Source organism: Lewinella sp. W8, from assembly GCF_004375085.3.
Classification (GTDB): domain Bacteria; phylum Bacteroidota; class Bacteroidia; order Chitinophagales; family Saprospiraceae; genus Neolewinella.
The window spans coordinates 21,082-39,099 of the sequence record NZ_SNAQ03000003.1 but is presented as its reverse complement, the minus strand read 5'-3'; the positions used below and the strand labels follow the sequence as shown (position 1 = coordinate 39,099).

20 protein-coding genes are annotated in these 18,018 nt (G+C 57.4%); 8 read left to right on the top strand and 12 right to left on the bottom strand.

Annotated elements, in window-relative coordinates:
* Positions 1–139 precede the first annotated feature (139 nt).
* Positions 140–1,186, top strand: coding sequence for a ketol-acid reductoisomerase (gene ilvC, locus E1J53_RS04615; protein WP_134271781.1), 1,047 nt, complete (start codon positions 140–142; stop codon positions 1,184–1,186).
* Between the two features lie 108 nt (positions 1,187–1,294).
* On the top strand, positions 1,295–2,551 hold the full coding sequence (gene ilvA / locus E1J53_RS04610; RefSeq protein WP_134271780.1) for a threonine ammonia-lyase: 1,257 nt from the start codon (positions 1,295–1,297) through the stop codon (positions 2,549–2,551).
* On the opposite strand, the gene E1J53_RS04605 is transcribed toward ilvA, so the two are convergent.
* A complete protein-coding gene (locus E1J53_RS04605; RefSeq protein WP_253930467.1) occupies positions 2,544–3,194 on the bottom strand; it encodes a DUF2911 domain-containing protein in 651 nt (216 codons plus the stop codon). The two genes, ilvA and E1J53_RS04605, sit on opposite strands and share 8 nt — an antisense overlap.
* A gap of 206 nt (positions 3,195–3,400) precedes the next feature.
* Between E1J53_RS04605 and E1J53_RS04600 the strand changes: the two genes are divergently transcribed.
* Positions 3,401–4,030 carry a metallophosphoesterase gene (locus E1J53_RS04600; protein ID WP_134271779.1) on the top strand — a complete coding sequence of 210 codons (630 nt, stop codon included), beginning with the start codon at positions 3,401–3,403 and terminating at the stop codon, positions 4,028–4,030.
* 223 nt (positions 4,031–4,253) lie between these two features.
* Here E1J53_RS04600 and E1J53_RS04595 read toward each other — a convergent pair whose 3' ends face one another.
* Entirely contained in the window at positions 4,254–5,237 is a 984-nt protein-coding gene (locus E1J53_RS04595; protein ID WP_134271778.1) for a hypothetical protein, read from the bottom strand.
* 195 nt (positions 5,238–5,432) lie between these two features.
* Between E1J53_RS04595 and E1J53_RS04590 the strand changes: the two genes are divergently transcribed.
* Complete coding sequence (locus E1J53_RS04590; protein ID WP_134271777.1) at positions 5,433–5,861, top strand: hypothetical protein; 429 nt, start codon at positions 5,433–5,435, stop codon at positions 5,859–5,861.
* 69 nt (positions 5,862–5,930) lie between these two features.
* Here the strand turns inward: E1J53_RS04590 and E1J53_RS04585 are convergent, their stop codons facing one another.
* The 9 genes from E1J53_RS04585 to dapB form a co-directional block, all read right to left on the bottom strand.
* Positions 5,931–6,326, bottom strand: coding sequence for a hypothetical protein (locus E1J53_RS04585; RefSeq protein WP_134271776.1), 396 nt, complete (start codon positions 6,324–6,326; stop codon positions 5,931–5,933).
* Entirely contained in the window at positions 6,326–7,078 is a 753-nt protein-coding gene (locus tag E1J53_RS04580) for a class I SAM-dependent methyltransferase (RefSeq protein WP_134271775.1), read from the bottom strand. The genes E1J53_RS04585 and E1J53_RS04580 overlap by 1 nt, the downstream gene beginning before the upstream one ends.
* Positions 7,045–7,803, bottom strand: coding sequence for a DUF2071 domain-containing protein (locus E1J53_RS04575; RefSeq protein WP_134271774.1), 759 nt, complete (start codon positions 7,801–7,803; stop codon positions 7,045–7,047). The genes E1J53_RS04580 and E1J53_RS04575 overlap by 34 nt, the downstream gene beginning before the upstream one ends.
* Positions 7,804–7,839: 36 nt before the next feature.
* Positions 7,840–8,229 (bottom strand): DoxX-like family protein, encoded by a 390-nt coding sequence (locus E1J53_RS04570; protein WP_134271773.1) that lies wholly within the window; start codon positions 8,227–8,229, stop codon positions 7,840–7,842.
* Positions 8,216–8,845 carry a TMEM175 family protein gene (locus E1J53_RS04565; protein ID WP_134271772.1) on the bottom strand — a complete coding sequence of 210 codons (630 nt, stop codon included), beginning with the start codon at positions 8,843–8,845 and terminating at the stop codon, positions 8,216–8,218. The genes E1J53_RS04570 and E1J53_RS04565 overlap by 14 nt, the downstream gene beginning before the upstream one ends.
* Before the next feature lie 68 nt (positions 8,846–8,913).
* Complete coding sequence (locus E1J53_RS04560) at positions 8,914–9,492, bottom strand: hypothetical protein (RefSeq protein WP_134271771.1); 579 nt, start codon at positions 9,490–9,492, stop codon at positions 8,914–8,916.
* Between the two features lie 69 nt (positions 9,493–9,561).
* Positions 9,562–10,647, bottom strand: a complete 1,086-nt coding sequence (gene ald / locus E1J53_RS04555; protein WP_134271770.1) for an alanine dehydrogenase — start codon at positions 10,645–10,647, stop codon at positions 9,562–9,564.
* A 79-nt stretch (positions 10,648–10,726) separates the two neighbouring features.
* Positions 10,727–11,614 (bottom strand): hypothetical protein, encoded by an 888-nt coding sequence (locus E1J53_RS04550; protein WP_134271769.1) that lies wholly within the window; start codon positions 11,612–11,614, stop codon positions 10,727–10,729.
* Between the two features lie 83 nt (positions 11,615–11,697).
* Positions 11,698–12,462, bottom strand: a complete 765-nt coding sequence (gene dapB, locus E1J53_RS04545) for a 4-hydroxy-tetrahydrodipicolinate reductase (RefSeq protein ID WP_134271768.1) — start codon at positions 12,460–12,462, stop codon at positions 11,698–11,700.
* A gap of 191 nt (positions 12,463–12,653) precedes the next feature.
* Here dapB and E1J53_RS04540 point away from each other — a divergent pair, with 191 nt between their 5' ends.
* Positions 12,654–13,220, top strand: coding sequence for a hypothetical protein (locus tag E1J53_RS04540; RefSeq protein ID WP_134271767.1), 567 nt, complete (start codon positions 12,654–12,656; stop codon positions 13,218–13,220).
* A gap of 15 nt (positions 13,221–13,235) precedes the next feature.
* Here E1J53_RS04540 and E1J53_RS04535 read toward each other — a convergent pair whose 3' ends face one another.
* Positions 13,236–14,750, bottom strand: a complete 1,515-nt coding sequence (locus E1J53_RS04535; protein WP_134271766.1) for a putative maltokinase — start codon at positions 14,748–14,750, stop codon at positions 13,236–13,238.
* Between the two features lie 214 nt (positions 14,751–14,964).
* On the opposite strand from E1J53_RS04535, the gene E1J53_RS04530 reads away from it, so the two are divergent.
* From E1J53_RS04530 to E1J53_RS04520, 3 genes are all read left to right on the top strand, one after another.
* On the top strand, positions 14,965–15,843 hold the full coding sequence (locus E1J53_RS04530; protein WP_134271765.1) for a RimK family alpha-L-glutamate ligase: 879 nt from the start codon (positions 14,965–14,967) through the stop codon (positions 15,841–15,843).
* Positions 15,840–16,808, top strand: coding sequence for a succinylglutamate desuccinylase/aspartoacylase family protein (locus tag E1J53_RS04525; RefSeq protein WP_154640135.1), 969 nt, complete (start codon positions 15,840–15,842; stop codon positions 16,806–16,808). The genes E1J53_RS04530 and E1J53_RS04525 overlap by 4 nt, the downstream gene beginning before the upstream one ends.
* Before the next feature lie 71 nt (positions 16,809–16,879).
* Positions 16,880–18,001 (top strand): hypothetical protein, encoded by a 1,122-nt coding sequence (locus E1J53_RS04520; RefSeq protein ID WP_134271764.1) that lies wholly within the window; start codon positions 16,880–16,882, stop codon positions 17,999–18,001.
* Positions 18,002–18,018: the final 17 nt, after the last annotated feature.

Genomic DNA, 18,018 nt, shown 5'->3' with positions numbered 1-18,018 from the left:
TTCGTTAAGGTATAGACGGGCCGCACCAGCGAAATTTCACTACTGCTTTGCGGTGTTGGGAATCGTAATTGACCGGGCATTTGGGGCCGTGGGGGAAGGGTCCTTTTGCATCTTTGCGGACCACCAGAAAATCTAACAGATGCCAATGCTCAATTTTGGCGGCGTTGAAGAGAACGTCGTTACCCGCGAAGAATTCCCCTTAGACAAGGCCCGAGAAATCCTTAAAGATGAAACCATTGCCGTGATCGGATATGGCGTTCAGGGCCCCGGTCAGAGCATGAACCTGAGAGACAACGGCTTCAACGTCATCGTTGGTCAACGCAAAGGAGGCGCCAGTTGGGACAAAGCCGTCGCCGACGGTTGGATTCCCGGCGAAACGCTCTTCCCCATTGAAGAAGCTGCCGCCAAGGGCACCATCATTCAGTATTTGCTATCCGACGCCGCCCAGATTGAGGTGTGGCCCACGCTGAAGCCCCACCTTACTCCCGGCAAAGCCCTGTACTTCAGCCACGGCTTTGGCATTACTTATAACGAGCGCACCGGCATCATTGCTCCCGAAGACATTGACGTCATTCTCGTGGCCCCCAAGGGCTCCGGTACGAGTTTACGTCGTTTGTTCCTGGAAGGCCGTGGGTTGAACTCCAGTTTCGCCATTGCCCAGGATGCTACCGGCCGTGCTTACGAGCGGGTCATTGCCCTCGGTATCGGCGTTGGGTCCGGCTACCTCTTTGAAACCGACTTCCGCCGGGAAGTTTACTCCGACCTTACCGGAGAACGCGGCACCCTGATGGGCGCCATCCAGGGCATTTTCGAAGCCCAGTACCAGGTGCTGCGGGAAAACGGACACACCCCTTCCGAGGCCTTCAACGAAACCGTGGAAGAGCTGACGCAGAGCCTGATGCCCCTCGTCGCCGAAAACGGTATGGACTGGATGTACGCCAACTGTTCCACCACCGCCCAGCGCGGTGCCCTGGACTGGAAAGATAAGTTCCGCGACGCCACCAAGCCGGTCTTCGAGGACCTTTATAAGAGTGTGGCTACCGGAGAAGAAGCCCAGCGTTCCATTGATTCCAACTCCCAACCGGACTACCGGGTAAAGCTGGAGGCGGAACTCAAGGAACTCCACGAAAGTGAAATGTGGCAGGCGGGCCGGACGGTTCGCAGTCTGCGCCCCGAAAACAAGTAGGTGTCGGTGGCCCACGGGCAGTAGCCCGCAAGAACAATCGTTGGAATCTATACTTCCCCTGCCGGTAACCCATCTCATGAGTTACCGGCAATTTTTTTATTTTAGAATATGTCTGCCACTACCACTCCTCTCGTTTCCGTTGAAGCCGTCACCCGGGCCCGCCGCCGTTTGCGGGGAGTAGCCCTGCACTCGCCCCTCCAGCGGAGCCATCGCTTGAGCGAACACTACGGGGCCGAAATCTACTTCAAACGGGAGGACCTACAGGAAGTGAGGAGCTACAAAATCCGGGGTAGTTACAACAAAATGTCTACCCTAACGGCCAAGCAGCGGGAACGCGGCGTGGTGTGCGCCAGTGCGGGCAATCACGCCCAGGGCCTGGCCCTGGCTTGCGCCAAAATGGGGGTTAAAGGCGTCATCTTTATGCCGGCGGTGACGCCGGCCCAGAAAATCCGCAAGGTGCGGGCCTTTGGTAAAGAATTCGTGGAAATTGAACTCGTTGGCGACACCTACGACGATGCCTACAATGAGTCCCTGAAGGCCGCCGAGGAACGGGGACTTACCTACGTACATCCCTTTGATGACCCCGACACCATTGCCGGACAGGGCACCGTGGGACTGGAAATTCTCGACGACCTCACCCAGCCGGTTGATTACCTGCTGATGGCCGTGGGCGGCGGCGGTCTGAGTGCCGGTGTCGGCAGCGTCTTTCGTCAGCTAAGTCCGGAAACAACCATCTACGGTGTGGAGCCTTCCGGAGCAGCGGCCATGCACGCCAGCTTCGCGGCCGGGGAGATCGTGACTCTGGAGAGGATCGATAGCTTTGTGGACGGCGCGGCTGTCCGACGGGTCGGAGACCACAACTTCCCCATCGTGCGGGAAGTGGTTAAGGACATCTTGCTGGTCCCGGAGGGACAGGTCTGCGGCACCATGCTGGAACTGTACAATGAGGAGGGACTGGTCGTGGAACCCGCCGGGGCGCTCTCGGTCGCCGCCCTCGATCAGCTGGAAGACATCAAGGGAAAAACGGTGGTCTGCGTAATTGGTGGCGGGAACAACGACATTACCCGCACGGCGGAAATTCAGGAAAGAGCCCTGCTCTGGTCGGGCATCAAGCACTACTTCATAATAGAATTCCCGCAGCGCGCGGGGGCACTGCGGGAATTCCTGAACATCCTCGGGCCCGAGGACGATATTACGCATTTCGAGTACACCAAGAAGCACAACCGGGCCGTGGGCCCGGCCCTGGTGGGCATTCAACTGGCCAGCGAAGATGAGTTTGGCCCCCTGGTGAAACGAATGGAAGACAGCGGCATTCAGTTTGAACACATCAACGAGCAGCCGCTGCTCTTCGAAATGTTTATTTAGCGGCCTTGGCTACGGGGAAGCCAACGATGAGGTCATCCCACATCAGCTTTACCATTTCACCGTCAATGGTGAAGTCCATTCTTTCGGCCTTGTCTTCGTTAGGCATGCTGACACCGGACACACGTAGCGCGTCCTCGGCGGCGTTGTAGTCGTAGGCACCCCACTGATCGGGAACCTTGTTGAAGATGATCGTCCAGCTGTCGCGGGAGTCGGGCAGCGTGAACAGGGAGTAAGTTCCGGCGGGCAGCGTCTCGCCCTCCGCGCCTACGGCAACGTCTTCCCCGAAGGTAATCCGGGTAGCTTCGTTGGCGCCCGTGCGCCATACTTTAGCGTAAGGCACCAGGTCTCCGTAAATCACCCGTCCGTTGACGGCGGGGCTTCCGTAATTGATCGTCACCGGAACCCCGGCTACGGCACCGGAAAGTTCTTTCCGGGGGCTTTTGATCGTACCGTCAAGTACTTTGACCTCAAACCCATCACCAACCATTGTCTCAGCGTCGCTCACGGCGTTCATCACCTCGTCGGCCGTATCGGCGGCAACGTCGGTGGTTTCCTCCACCGCGTCGGCCACGGCTTCTCCGGAATTATTGCAAGCGGTCAACCCCAGGATCAGCAGGGCGAAGAGTAAAGTTGTTCTGAGCATAATTGTAGTAATTGGTTTAGTGGGGATAACAGTTGAACGCCGGAAAGGTCGACGGAATTGTTAATTTTTTTAAGGTTTTATCCGGTGTAAAGCGGATTAGACTTTGATTATTTCGTCCTAAATGTATCTACTTTACCCACAATTTATCCGATAAACTTTCTTTTGGGGTATCCGACGATTCGTTCCGGAGAATTCCCCCGTTCCTTATGTCAAGATTCGCCATTTCCGACATTCACGCTTGTCCACAAACCTTTACCCGATTACTGGAGAAGATAAAACTCACCAAAAACGACGAACTGTTCCTACTCGGCGACTTTGTGGACCGGGGGCCGGACGACCTGGGGGTGGTGCAGCAAATCTGGCGCCTGCAAAACCAGGGCTATCGGGTCCGGTGTTCCCGGGGCAATCACGAACAGATGTGGATCAATGGTGTCGGGGCCAGACTGGACCCCGCTGATCCAAGGTTTCGGATGGTCGTCAACTGGATGGATAAACTCCCCTATTTCATGGAGACGCCCGGCTATCTTTTGGTCCACGCGGGCCTGAATTTTCGCCACCCCGATCCCATGGCCGATCAGCAGGCCATGATCTACAAACGTTATTGGCAATACGATATTAATTACGATTGGCTGGGGTCAAGGATTATCGTCCACGGCCACACACCGGAGCCCCTCCGATCCATAAAGTTTGGTATCGGTCGCATGCAGGAACGCCAGTGGGTTTGCATCGACAGTGGGTGCAGCCATCCGCCGGAGAATGGCTTTGGTTACCTGACGGCGCTGAACCTGGACACCGGAGCGGGTTTTCACGTACCGAATGTCGACGGACACGCCTAGTGCATTTGGGTAAGGACCATGCGTAATCGGTGGATAAGCACCGGGGGCTCAGAGTGCTCGTGGTTCCAAAATTAAATAGCACCTTGGGTCAAGTGGAGTAGCTTACCCTTAGGCAATGTCCCCGGGTTCTGCGGGGCGCTTAGGGGCCACTGGTTTTTTAGAAATTGCCACGGGGTGCGGGTGCCGGGTGTATGGGTACGGCCGGGTTCATTTCAACGGAACCTTAATTCATTCGTCGGAGTAGTTCAATAAATACCCGTAGTTCTTTCCGCTTGTCCGGTTCCCGGTGAAGATTGTGCGGATAAAACCCGAAGTAGTAGGTATTAGGAGCGGTTATTTGGGGTCGCGTGTTGCCGTCCCGGCCAAAGCCAAAGACAATCATCCCGTCAGAAGACTTCAGCCCCGCGGCTTCCGCCCCCATGTAGGCCAGTAAATCAGGGTGATCGTCGGCTTGCTGCTGGACGGCAAAGAAGACCCGAGGAGTATTTTTGTCTCCGAAGTAGCACCAGGATTCGTTGAGCAACCGGGGGCCACCCTCCATCAGATTGGGGGTTTGGTAGCTGATGCTGTCTGCCGTTCCCCAGTAGGCCTCCGCGGGGTGGTAGGTTCCGCCCACCGGCCCCTCGTACAGAATCCAGTGGGGCAGTTTCGGATCCGTCTTCAGTAGTTCCATGCGTAGGTAGGTGTCCCAAAAGGTGAATTCCCAGACAAACTTTCCCGAATTGCTCACGCAACGAATCCGGTTTTTGGCCACCTTTTTCACCGATTGGGTGGCCGAAAAGCCCGGGTGCCCGGCGCCCTCGTCCCTACCGGGCAGAAAGACCATATTGGGAAGACCCCGGAAGGCGTTACCGGCCGACCCGGGTACCGTTTTGTTCCTGGCGGGCCGGTACGCCACCCAGTCCCAACCATCTTCATCGATGATCGACGAAAAGCCCCCGGCCAGGCGGTCCAGAAAATAGGTAGCCTTTGGGGTGGTAATCTTGTAGTGGGCCACCCCGTATAGCACGGTTTCTTCAATCCTGACTTTCTTGGCGGGCGGAACCAATCGACAGAACCGGGAAACATCAACTACCTCAATCGACATCTGACCCTCCAAAGGTTGCCAATGTAAACCGGTTTCGCCGGTTAGTGCTTCGCCGTAAAGGGGCCCCAGGTTCAGGACAATAAGGAGGAGCGGAAGCCCAATGCACAAACGTGTGATCATGGCCGTTGGTAATTTTTGGTCTTGAACAGAAGGTTCCCACCTTGACCCAACTGATGCCGGAAGTGGTGGTGCGTTTCAGTATCATGACGGTCCTCTCGCCCCCTAACCACGACCATCCCCGGAGCAGGGGACCATCTTTCCCCTACGTTCCGTACCGTAGGAGCACAAAAAGCCCCGTAAATTACCGGCAAAAAAGTGCGCCTCCCTTCCCTGATTCTTCTCGCCACCTTGCTCCTCTCCTGCGGAGGGCAAGACTTTGATGCATCTTCCATTCCCCCCGATCAACTGGAGGTGGAGTTGAGTTTCCTGCGGATGAAGGACCACGGCGCTTTGGAGCCCGTGCTGGAGCCCCTGCAGCTCATTGATGGCTGGCAATTTTATGTGGCGGGATACCAGAAGACCTCCGCACTTGGCCGCGAACCGAGCGCCGTCTACACCCTCACCGACCGCGCCGGCATCACCTACTTGCTGGATGAATTACAGCATCCCGAGATTGCCCAAAAGCTGGAAATCGGCACCTATGGTTTTGGACGGGGTCGCATTGAAGAGGTTAAAAGGGACCTGGTGAAGGGAGAAATCACGGGAAGACTGCGCTTGTCCGGCTGGCAGCCCCGCAAAGAGTGAGAGCTTGTTTAGGTTTTACTTTTCTGACCTATGGGGGTCAATTAGTAAAATCCAAACTAGCGCCAAATTTCAGCCTAGGGCCACGAGGGTGAACAAGAAGGCAAGGTAGGTCCACAACAGGCCAAAGACCACGTGTACCGTGGTTTCAAAGGTCTTTCCTTTCCACAGGTCCGGGGAGTAAACAAAAAACTGGAAGCACCAGCGCAGGCCCCAGAAGACGGCCAACCCAATCGCCAATTTTCGCCCCAGCGGGGTGCCCACTATTTCCGGAGCCGACGTCAGGCATAACAGTCCGATCAGGCCCACCGTCAGGGCAATAAAGAAGGTGTGCACCTGCATCATTTGCCGGTTGATCAATTGCAGGCCGGCCAGCTCTTCCCTCCAGTTGAAATACCGGGGAAAGATGACGTGAATGATGGCCAGCACCAACAGAAGGCCACCCACGATTTGAATTTGTACTTCCATCAGGTCACAAGATAGTAGGCGCGCAAGAAGGGGGTGAGACGATGTTCCTCACGAATGGTCCATCCCGCCCGGGAAAAAGTCGTCCGCCATTCCCGTGGGGCGTAGAAATGCAGGTAGCCTAGGTTGAAGGCCAGAAAGTTTATCCAGTCGCGGGAATGTTCCAGGACCACCAACTCCCCTCCCGGCAGTAGTTTTTCGGATAGTCCACGAAAGAACGCAAGGCGTTCTTCGCGGTCCCGGATTTCGTGGGCCGCCAGCATCAGGAAAATGAGGTCAGCCCGCCCGGAGATGGTTTCCGGCCGACGGGCGTCCATCCGGATGGTTCCCGGATAAGGTGGATAAGCCCGCCGGGCGCGGGCAATGGACACTTCGGTGTGCCGCTCTTGGTCGTAGAAGTCATACACTTCCAGGGAGGCATCGGGGAAGAGCTGGCGTAGCGGGCGACTGGTTTCGTCAAAACCTGCGTGGATGTTGATCACCGAAGTAATTTTGCCGGGACGGTCCCGAAGTCGTAGCCAGCCGAAGGAATACAGATCCGACCAGTCATAAATCCAGGCGGAAACCAGCAGGGATACCGCGGTGGTCACCAGTACCATGCCCGCGAGAACTTGCGGCAATAAGGATAACCACCCGGAACTGAAGGCCGCCACCACCAACAAGCCCCCGATGCCAACCGCAGCCAGGAGATAGAAGTGGTAATTGAACCGGACGATGTTCTTTACCCCCTGCCAGGGTACTCGTTTGGTCTCCATGATTCCGTTCTTCCTTTTTTCCAGTGATAGGGCACGTTAGTTACCTCGAAGGCGCTGGCCAGTACGGCGTCTCCCCAGCCCTGACGGTCGAGCCAGGGTAGTTTCCAGTCGTGGATGTTGACGGGTACCGGCGTCCAGTCCCGGCGTACCCCCTCCACAATCATGACCCGGTCCTGCTGCGCAAGGTAGGTAAAGGTGAAGGGCATCGGTCCGGCAAAGCGACGGGCTTCCTTCCAGGAGGAAAAGGGACTACCCGGAGGCAACCCGGCTTCATCGTCGGCGGAAGAATAGGTGACCGAAAAACCTTCGCTGGGAGAAAAGATGGTTTGACGGTCCTCCTGGTCTTCCCCGCCTACCGTGATGCGGCGGTAATTGTAGTGGGTCATGGCGTTACCCAGCAGGGTCATGCGCCAACTGTCCGTTTGGGATTCGAGGATGTACAGACCCCGGAGCCTTCTTCCCCGTTCATCGCGGAAGCGAACGAAAATGCGGTAGCCGGCCAGGAAAAAGTCCTGGCCCATCCAGTCCGGGAAACCACTGGGGCGCAGGGCGGTGGTATCCACCAGGGCAAAGGCCACAAATCCATACTGATCCGCAAAACCGTCCAGTTCCAGAGGCGCCGGCAACCGGGGCAATAATTGCACCTGCGGTAACGCAAACGTCAGTACCACCGACCGACGAAAAAAAGCATCAACGCCAAAGGGATGGCTGGGTAGGCGGATCATGTTTTCGGAACATTTATTGAAAGAGACCGTAACCGGTCAGGTTGATTGTTGGCTCTTCCGGAGGTAAAAAGCCTCCAGGTAAATGAAGCCACAAAATATCAGGGCGAAAAGGAAATTCCACCTGCCCCAAAGGAGCCATTCCGGCGCCAACAGGGTCTCCAGGGCGTTCATGCTCAGGATAATGATGATTTGCCCGATGGCCGTTTGCTTCGGGAATTTGCCCACCACAATCCAGCCCGCCAGGGCCATCTCTCCCAGGCCAATTAGCAGGGTCAGCTCCCGGGAGTAGGTCGAGCCCAGAATTTCGCCCACAATTGCCTCGTGCCGGGGAACCAACCCCATCACTTTGGCCAAAAGGCCGTTAAGCAACCACACCAGCGCAATGGCGAAGTTTCCCCACGGTAGCCGCTCCTTATTCCGTTGCATCCTCCTCCGTTTCGGTAGCACCACCATAAAGCCTGGCGTGGAGATAACACAGGGGCCCCAACAGCGCGTAAACGAATCCAGGCAGACCAATCCGGAGGCCAACGCCCGTGAGCGAGAGGATGATACTGAGTATCCCCATCCCGGTGAAGATCAGAAAGTGACGCCCCCAGAAGCGCATCAACTTCGCGTTCGTGGCCGGTTTGCGGGCGGCCGCAAAGTACATCATGCCCAGGAAGAAGAAGATAGCCGCGAAGCCCAGACTGTACAATTCGAAGAGTTCGGCAAATTGATCCCAACCCGAGATTTTGGCCTCCCCGAAGGCCAGGTTGGCCAGAAATTTCAGGGGATAGACGTAGAACAGCACCACAAAAAGCATCATCATATTGAGGGCAATCACCCAGGTATCAACAAATTGCGAACGCCGGAAGAAGTTGTAGTGGGTCCGCCAGATCATCACCAGGGCGAAAAAGCTGATGCCGAAAGGGATAAAACTACCCAGGGAAGCCTTCAGCTCGGTGAAGTCTTCCGGAATATCCAGCGAGACCACTACCAGGGTCGCCGCAAAGGCAAAGATGGAGTCACTGATGGCCTCCACCCGGCTTTTAGATTCTTTCATACCGAAATTTACGGGTCCCGCGGAAAAGATTGACCTTCGGTGCCAGAATTAGGGTCCCGCACCCCGCTTCATCGGTAAGCCGCAAAACTGTAGTATTTGGGGCGGGAATCCAGTCGGACGTGCAACCAACTTACGCCCAGGCCGTGCGTATTCAGGTATACCCCACGCTGGGGCAACAGCCGCAGCGTTTCCCGGCCAACGGCTCGCCAGAAATCATGCAATTCCCCCGGGGAGGCCTCCCGGACGAAGTCCAGGAGGTGAGCGTACCCTTGCCCCTCCGGCCCGGCGGCCGGAACGACCATCATCGCATCTCCCCGTAAGTTCGCAAAAGCCACGGTGCCCGTCTTTCCGCGGAGGTATTCGCCAAACGGCTCCGGATTGGGACGCAACCGGGCCAGGGCTCCACTGGATACCAGCGCACATTCGTAGGGTGCATCCAGCGTTTGGCTGGTGACCAACGGGTGCTCCCAGAAGGCGGCCAGATCAGACTGTTGTTTCAACGCTTCGTGGTAGGCCAACCGAAAAGCGTCGTCTTGCCTCCAACCGTTGAATACTTCCCGGAAACTCATCCGTTCCGCCCCCTTCATCATCCCGTAGCGTTGGCCAGTGGGGCTTCGGGTGGGCAGTGGGGTAAGGGTGTACGACATGGCTTGAAAGGTAAATGGCCCGCAAGCTATCTCGCGGGCCATTCAATATACGGTTTCGGATGGTCCGGATTACATCCCGAAGGCCTCCGCCACGGGCTGATAGACAATCTTACCGCGTACGACGTTGAGTCCTTTGGCCAGTCCTTCGTTCTCCATGGTGGCGCGTTCCCATCCCTTTTCCGCAATCTGCAGCAGGTAGGGGAAGGTGGCGTTGGTGAGGGCCAGCGTGCTGGTAAAGGGCACGGCACCCGGCATGTTGGCCACACAGTAGTGGGTCACGCCATCGACGACGTAGGTCGGGTTTTCGTGGGTAGTCGGGTGGCAGGTCTCGATGCAACCTCCCTGGTCGACCGCGACGTCAACGACCACCGTTCCGTCGTTCATCTCCGAGAGCATTTCCCGGGTAATCAGGTGGGGAGCCTTGGCTCCGGGAATGAGTACGGCACCCACGATCAGGTCCACGCGGGGAAGTTCGTGGCGGATGTTGTACTCGTTACTGTAGACGAGGGTGACGTTGGCGGGCAGGACGTTGGCCAGGTAGCGGAGGCGCTCCAGGTTGATGTCCATCAGGATGACGTTGGCGTGCAGACCGGCGGCCATTTTGGCCGCTTCCATGCCCACTACCCCACCACCGAGGATGAGGACCCGCGCGGGAGGAACCCCGGGGACGCCACCGAGGAGGATGCCGCGTCCGCCGGCGTGTTTCTCGAGGTACTTGGCGCCGTTTTGGACGGCCATCCGGCCGGCCACCTCACTCATGGGAACCAAAAGGGGCAGGCCGCCGTTGGGGCCCTCGACGGTTTCGTAGGCCAGGCAAATGGCACCACTCTTCACCATGGCTTCCGTCAGGGGGCGGGAGCTGGCGAAGTGGAAGTAGGTGAACAGAAACTGTCCTTCGCGGACCAGGTCGTACTCCGCCTCGATGGGCTCCTTGACCTTCACAATGGTTTCTGACTTGGCGTAGACGTCCTCGATGGTGGGCAACACCTCGGCTCCGGCCTCCACGTAGTCCTCGTCGCTGTAGCCGCTACCGACGCCAGCCCCAGTCTGTACGTATACGGTATGTCCGCGGCGAACCAACTCCATAGTGCCACCGGGGGTAAGTGCCACCCGGTATTCGTTGTTCTTAATTTCTTTAGGGCAACCAATAATCATGCTCGTAGTTAAATTTGGTCTTGGTTAGATAAATCCGGACGGTTAGGCCGGCTGGCCGCCAAATCGAGGCAGCACGGGTTTAGTTTTCGGCCACGATGGCCAGTTGTCCAAAGCCGTTTGATTCCAAACGGGTAATGTTCTTGATGCCGTAGAACCGCAGGTCCACCACCTCCGTCCACTGGGGAGAGCGGATGGGGTCAAAACGGAAAATTTTGCTTCCTCCAGCCATCAGGTAGCTGCCGTCGCGGAGGATGGCAAAGTCTTCCGATCCCTGAACAACGGTGGTTACCAGGCGCGGAGGATCGTTGAGACGGTAGAGGTTTTGCTCCACCAGCGTCCAGCCGGGTTCGGCCTTGGAGACGTAGGCGAGATTACCGTTGGGCAGGCGCTTGAAGCAGCGGCCAGCTTCGGTAGCCAGCACTCGGGGGCGATCCGAATCGGCCGAGGCAATGGCCAGGGTATTGGGGTTACCGACGATGAAGAGCGCCAGCTGCGAGGAATTCAGCCACTCGTAGTAGCCGATGCCGTTGATGTATTTGAATACCGGCCGGCCATTGTCGGTGAGGTTGGCGGGGAACTCCCAGAGGCGCAGCACCGTGTCCCGACCGAGGTATTCCTGACGTACGGCCGAAAATTTACGGCCGTCGCCGATGGCCTTGGGGCTGTATTCGCCGGAGCGGGTCCGGGTCATCCGCGTGCGGGTGTTCGTGTTCAGGTCAAAGCTGAAGATGTCGGGCTGCTCCATTTCCGGCAACTGCACGGACATCATCAGGACGTTCCTATCCAGCCAGTGGGGTTGATTGTTGTACCCCAGTTGGTTGAAGGCCGTCAGGTAGCGAGGCTTGGAAAATACCAGGCTAGTGTCTTTTTGGGCAATGTCAAAAACATACACCTGGGTGTTGGGGAGCTGGGCCGCCAGGCTGAGGCTGCCAGCCAGAAACAATAGGGCACAAATAAGGAATCGCATCAATGGGTGGAATTGAGTATGGCGGCAAAGATAGAACACGGAGTGCGCTGCTGGTCAATTTTTTGGCGTCCCGCTGAGTGGCGTTAAATCCCCAACAGATCATTCATGGTGAACACGCCCCGCTTATCCCGTATCCAGCGAGCGGCCACCAGAGCTCCCTGGGCAAAGCCCCTACGCGAATGAGCGCGGTGATTGACTTCCAGGGTATCGACTTCGGACACCAAACTCAGCCGGTGGGTTCCGGGCACCTCGTCCCGACGAACGGAGCTTATCGGCAGCGGTTGTTTTCCAGTTTTTGGCGCGGACGCAGGTGCAATGCGCTTCTGTGGGGCAGCGCTGTCAACGGAGGATAATTCCCAGCTGTCGTAGTCCGCCATGGCCGCGGCTACCGTTTCCGCCAGCGTAATCCCCGTCCCGCTGGGAGCATCGAGTTTGTGCACGTGGTGGATTTCCTCCACGGACGCCCGGTACCCACCGAAGGAACTCAGCAGTTCGGCCGCCCGTTTGGCGGTGGCGAAGAATACGTTAACCCCCACACTGAAGTTGGAAGCCCAGAAAAGGGCGCCAGCTTCCTGCTCCACCCGTTGGGTAATGGCCGGCAGTTCGTGTAGCCACCCGGTGGTTCCTACCACGATCGGAACCCCGGCGCTGAGGGCCAGTTCGATATTGCCTACGGCGGCTTCCGGCCGACTGAATTCGATGGCCACGTCGGCGGCCGACAGATCCTCCGGACCGATGTCGTCCCGGTTGGATTCGTCCACCTTCAGGACGATTTCATCACCGTCGGCGATCGCCAACTCCTCGATGATTCGTCCCATCTTGCCGTAGCCCAAAAGAGCGATGCGCATGCCCATACCGTCGAATTTAGCCGCGAAGGTAAGGGGTCCGGGCAGTATTCACTAGTCGGCAGAGTCCCCAAACGCTTGGTGAAATCAGCAATTCGCTGCATTTTCATTCCCGTAGAAAACAAGTTACTGAGCATCAGACTATTCCAAAGGTGGGCAGTATTTCCTGCCGGTGGTAAAAAAAGCGCTCCCAGATGGCCAAAAAATTACTTTCCAGCGATCGATTACTGAGTTTGACCGCCATACTCATCAGCATCCTGACCCTCGCGGTCTTCGTGTATCAGACCAATCTGATTCGGGAGCACCAGTACACTATGGCCCTTCCCTATCTATCGTTGTCCAACTACTATTCCGGCACTATTTCCTATCAATTCAGGCTTACAAATCAGGGGATTGGGCCGGCCTTCATTGATTCCTGCATAGTACGGTACGGGGAGGAGGAATATCCCTCTTTGGTCGATTACCTGAACGATCGGTTGGGAGAAAATGATTCAATCATCTTCTTTCAGGCCGATGTTTATCCCGGACAAGTACTCCAGTCGGAGCGTAACGTACTGATGATCCAGATGTTAGACAAGAAAATGAAAACAGATCTTGGCCTTGAAGAAGCCGATATTCCCGAAAACACCCCCAGGGGAGCTCGGACACTCTATCAGCTCATCAACAACGATAGCCTTGACATTCGAGTGTATTACTCCTCCGTGTATGGTGAACGCTGGTTGCTGACCCATGACAATCCAGTGCCGCAGCCACTCAACTAAAGGACCAGTGGCTCACTATTCTCCGGCGACCTCGAGCACGCCCCCCAGCGGTATGGCGAGCCAGTCCGGACGGCTGTTCAGTTCATAGGCCACTTCGTAGACGGCCTTTTCCAGGGTGAAGAGGTCGAGGAGCAGCTGCCGGTCCCCGTCGGCAGCGGGCAGGAAGGCCGCATCTCCGCAGCGCTCGTAGTAGGCGGTCAGGTAGGCTTCCGACACCCGGTCATTCCAGGTGGCGGCCCGGTCGGCCAGGGCGGCCCGGCGGGCCGCATCGTAGCGGTCGGGGTTGAGCAGGAGTTGTCCCTGGGCGGCGTAGTGGAAGGACCGGAGCATCCCGGCCACGTCCTTCAGGGCCGGACGGCGACGCCGGCGCTCGGGGATACTCAGCAGGGGCTCCCCCTCAAAGTCGATGATGTAGAAATCATCCTCGGTAACCAGTACCTGGCCGAGGTGATAATCACCGTGAATTCGGATGAGGTCGCAGTTGACCTCGGCGTCCTGCAACCGGTTAAGCCGCTCCTGCAGTTGGTCTTCCAGCGCGACCACCCGGCTGGCCAGCTCCCGCTGGGCCGGAGCAAGATCGGCCAATTTACCACTGAGTTCCTTCATCTGTCGACTCAGTATTTTCGCCGCCGCGGCACAGATTTCCCGGCGATATTCCCGGGTCATGGCCGTTGGGGTAAGCAGGGCACCTGCGGTAGCGCCCCGGTTAAGTGCCAGATGCATTTCGGCCGTACGTGTTCCCAACAGTGCGGCTCGTTGAAGGGTCTCCGCGTCCACGGGACCGTCGCTAGCGTAGTAGCGAGCGGTGAGCCCCTGAAAAAACTCCCAGGCATCACCGAGGTTGTCCACCTTCCCGCTCAGCATACCGAGGTTGAGGTAGTGCTCGTCGGCCATGTCCCCTACCCCAACGCTACCGCCGTAGGGCGGGCAATTATCGAATCCGCCGTGTTCGGAAAGGAATCGTACCAACTCCAGATCGGGATTCAGGCCGGGGTCCAGCTTGCGAAAAAGCTTGAAGAAAAACTGATCGCCGTAGATAATGGCCGTATTACTCGTATCGATGGCCGGCACGATGCTTTCACTCGATACCGAAGCCTCCTCCAGCGCCCGCCCGGCCTCACAATTAAATCCGTCCTCCCGGCGGATATTCTGGCGAATACTGTCAAAGATGCCCTTACGAAACTCCGGTAGGGGTACGGCATCGGCAAGAATTCCACCCGCGGCCAGTTCCGTCACGACCAGTTTGGGGTGGCTCGCCAGATAGTCCTCTACAGCCCCTCCGTCTTTGATCCAGGCCATTGGCATCTGATAGCGTTCCAGACTGCCGTCGGTAAACTTCACCGAAACCAGCAGAATCCCCGTACGGGAGGTGATCGCGAAAAAGTGGTCCAGGCTACAGGCCGCAATGGACTTCCCCTTACTGGTGAACCACCGCTGTGTCGTCAGGAACTTGGGCAGCAGTTGCTGGTGAAACTCGGGAAGAAAAATTGGGTCCGATAGCAGGTCCTGTAAGGGGGTTGGAGTGGTCATGCAGTTACTTTGGTCTTGATCGGGTTGTTAGTGTTCCGGTAATATGATACAGATTTTTTAATTATGAGCTTGTTTGGACTTTAATAATCGCTTCTTCCCCTAAAATCGGATTATGCCGTCTGAGTTCTTTCCACATGCACCAAAAAGTCTTCATTCCGGCCAGTTGACAAGAATCTCGACCAACGCTTAGCGACAGTCTTCTTACCTTTCCCCCATGCGCATTACGGTTTTCTCCCGCGGACCAAGCTTGTACAGTACCCGTCGCCTCGTCGAGGCGGGTAAGGCCCGGATGCACTGGACGGAGGTAACGGACCATGCCTTATGCAGCCCTTTCCTCGCCCAGGGCAATACGGCGATACTGCTAGACGGTAAACCCCTGGATTTACCCCAGGTGGCCATTCCCCGCATCGGGGCTAACATTACGGCTCGGGGAGCGTCCATTATCCGCCACCTGGATATTCTCGGCGTTCCGCACACCCTGAACGCTGACGCCCTCATGTTGGCGCGGGATAAGATGAGCTGTCTTCAGGTGCTCGCCCGAAACGACGTCCCCATTCCGCAAACCATTCTCTGCTTCAGTACCCGGGAAGCCCGGCTGGCGGCCAAAAGGATGAACAGTTATCCGGTGGTCGTCAAATTGCTGGAAAGCACCCACGGGGTTGGCGTTGCCCTGGCTACTACTCCCTTTCAGTTGGAGCGTATCGTAGAAGGATTTCTCCGGTTTCAGGATCGGGTAATCCTGCAGGAATACATCGCCGAAAGCCGGGGGGTGGATATCCGGGCCTTTGTGGTCGGAGACCGGGTGGTAGCTACGATGGAGCGCCGGGCCACGGGGGACGAATTCCGGGCCAACATCCACCGGGGTGCCACGGCCCGGGCCGTTCAACTAAGTCCGGAAGACGAAGCCCTCGTCCTCAAGGCCGCCAGGTTGGTCGGGGTGGAAATTGCGGGTGTTGATTTGCTACCCAGTCAGCGAGGACCACTGCTGATGGAGGTCAACGCCAGTCCCGGTCTGGAAGGTATCGAGGCGGCCACGGGAGTGGACATTGCCGGCGCCATCATTGATTACGCAGTTAGTAAAGTATCTACATGAGTGACATTGCCCCCATTACCATTGCCGACGGAGAGTTTTATCCCGGCCAGTCTGGTGAAGTTGAAGTAGCGGCCGGGCAGCTGCCGAGTGGCAATCCCGTACAGATTCGGGCTTCCGTCTACCGGGCCTACAAACCCGGCAAGACCATCCTGTTCCTGGCCGGTGTACACGGAGACGAAATCAATGGCGTGGAGATCGTACGCCGGTGCGTACGGGCCAAAATATTCAGCGATCTCCAGTGCGGAACGGTCATTGCCATTCCCCTGCTGAACGTTTACGGCTTCAATAATTTCAGCCGCGACGTGCCCGACGGCAAGGACGTCAACCGGAGTTTCCCCGGCAGTAACGCAGGCTCTCTGGCCAGTAGAATCGCCAATGGATTACATCGGAATATCCTGCCCCACATCGACCTCGTGGTAGATTTCCATACCGGCGGACGGGGAACCTATAATTATCCTCAGATTCGGTACAATACCGGTGATGAGCGGGCCAGAATTGCCGCCGAATATTTTGCCCCACCGCTCATCATGGCCAACCGGGCACCCGCGAAATCTTTACGCCGGGTGGCACTTAAAAACTATGATTTACCGGTGCTCACCTTTGAAGGTGGGGAGAACCTACGCTACGACAGCCAGAGCATCGAAGCGGGCGTAGTTGGTATTCGACGGCTGTTACAGCACGAAAAGATGCTGGCCGGGGCCCCAGCCGAGCCCAGTGTTCCTCCCCGCGTACTGACCCAGAGCAGCTGGCTGCGGGCTAGCCGGGCCGGACTGTTTCAGTGGACAAAAAAGAGCGGGTTCTCCGTCCGTAAGGGCGAACCGATCGGCTTCATTGCTGACCCCCAGGGTAAGCGGTCGGATAAACGCGTCCTTTCCCCCCGGGACGGCTTCATCATCGGGCACGCCAATGCCGCGGTGGTTAGCCAGGGCGATGCGCTTTTCCACATCGGGTGGACGCAGGACTGATTCCGACCATTTCGGATTAATCCAGCCTTTCGGCACGGTACTAAATTAGTGCCTTTCCGTACCTTTACCCAATGACCGAACAGATCGTCACCGCCATTCGGGAATTATTGATGGAAGAAGGGAAAGTAGGCCTTCCGGGCCTGGGGACCCTCCAGCTGGCCCCCCAGCCGGCTCTGATCAGTCCGGTGGAAGGAAAGGCCCTGCCTCCTTCGGAACGCGTGACCTTTAATGAAAACCTGGTCCTGGACGACGGCAAAATACTGCAGTACCTGATCTCCACCACGGAAATTGACCCGCAGGTGCTCGAAAAGGAGCTCAAGCTCTTCCTAGCCAGCACTTCCGAAGCCCTTGACGCCGGACGGTCGTTCACCATTGAAGGTGTGGGTAGGCTGTTCAAGCATTACGACGGTCAGATGCGGTTCACGGCCTCCGGTGACAACTACAGCAAAGACAGTTTCGGGCTCCCCGAAATTGCCCTTCAGCCGGTAGTAAGAACGGAAAAACGCAGAAGCAGTACGGCCGATGATCCTATGTTGGTCACCGGAACGGCTGCGGGGCAAAGCACTCCCAAATCCAATCTCCTTCAGGATCCGGCCCTGCGACAAATCCTCTGGTACGTTGCGGCGGTCCTTGGGGTAATTTTGCTGGCGGTGATCCTCTGGCGACTGGCCCAGACCATTGCGGGCACCAGCGAGGAAGACCCTCTGGAACCCCAGGCCACCGAGATTCCTGACGACCGCCTGAACGTGCCGCCACCCGCTACTTCCGTTCGCCCCACGCCTCCCCCCGTGGATGCCGATCGGGTTCGCCCCGACGATCCGCCGAGATTAAACCAGCCACCAACGAGACCGGAGGAGCCTTCCGGTGAGGTCCCGTCATCTACGGAAGAACCCGCGCCAGTGACGCCTCCCCGCACACCGTCCACTACCCCGTCTCCGGGCAGCCCCAACGTGGCCATCATTGCCACGGGTTTGTACGGGCAAGACCGCAACGTGGAGAAAAATCTGCGTCGGATCAAGGAAGCGGGCTACGAGGCCTACTCCCGTCCGGAAGGCCGGCTGACCCGGGTAGGCATCCGGTTGAGTTACGACACCGAGGAGGAATTGTTTGAAGCCCTGAACGTGATTCGGTCCAGATTTACTTCCGATGCCTTCGTCACGGAAATTAACGGTGAGGAAGTAAGCATTCGCTAGGCCCCAGCCCGTCTTGC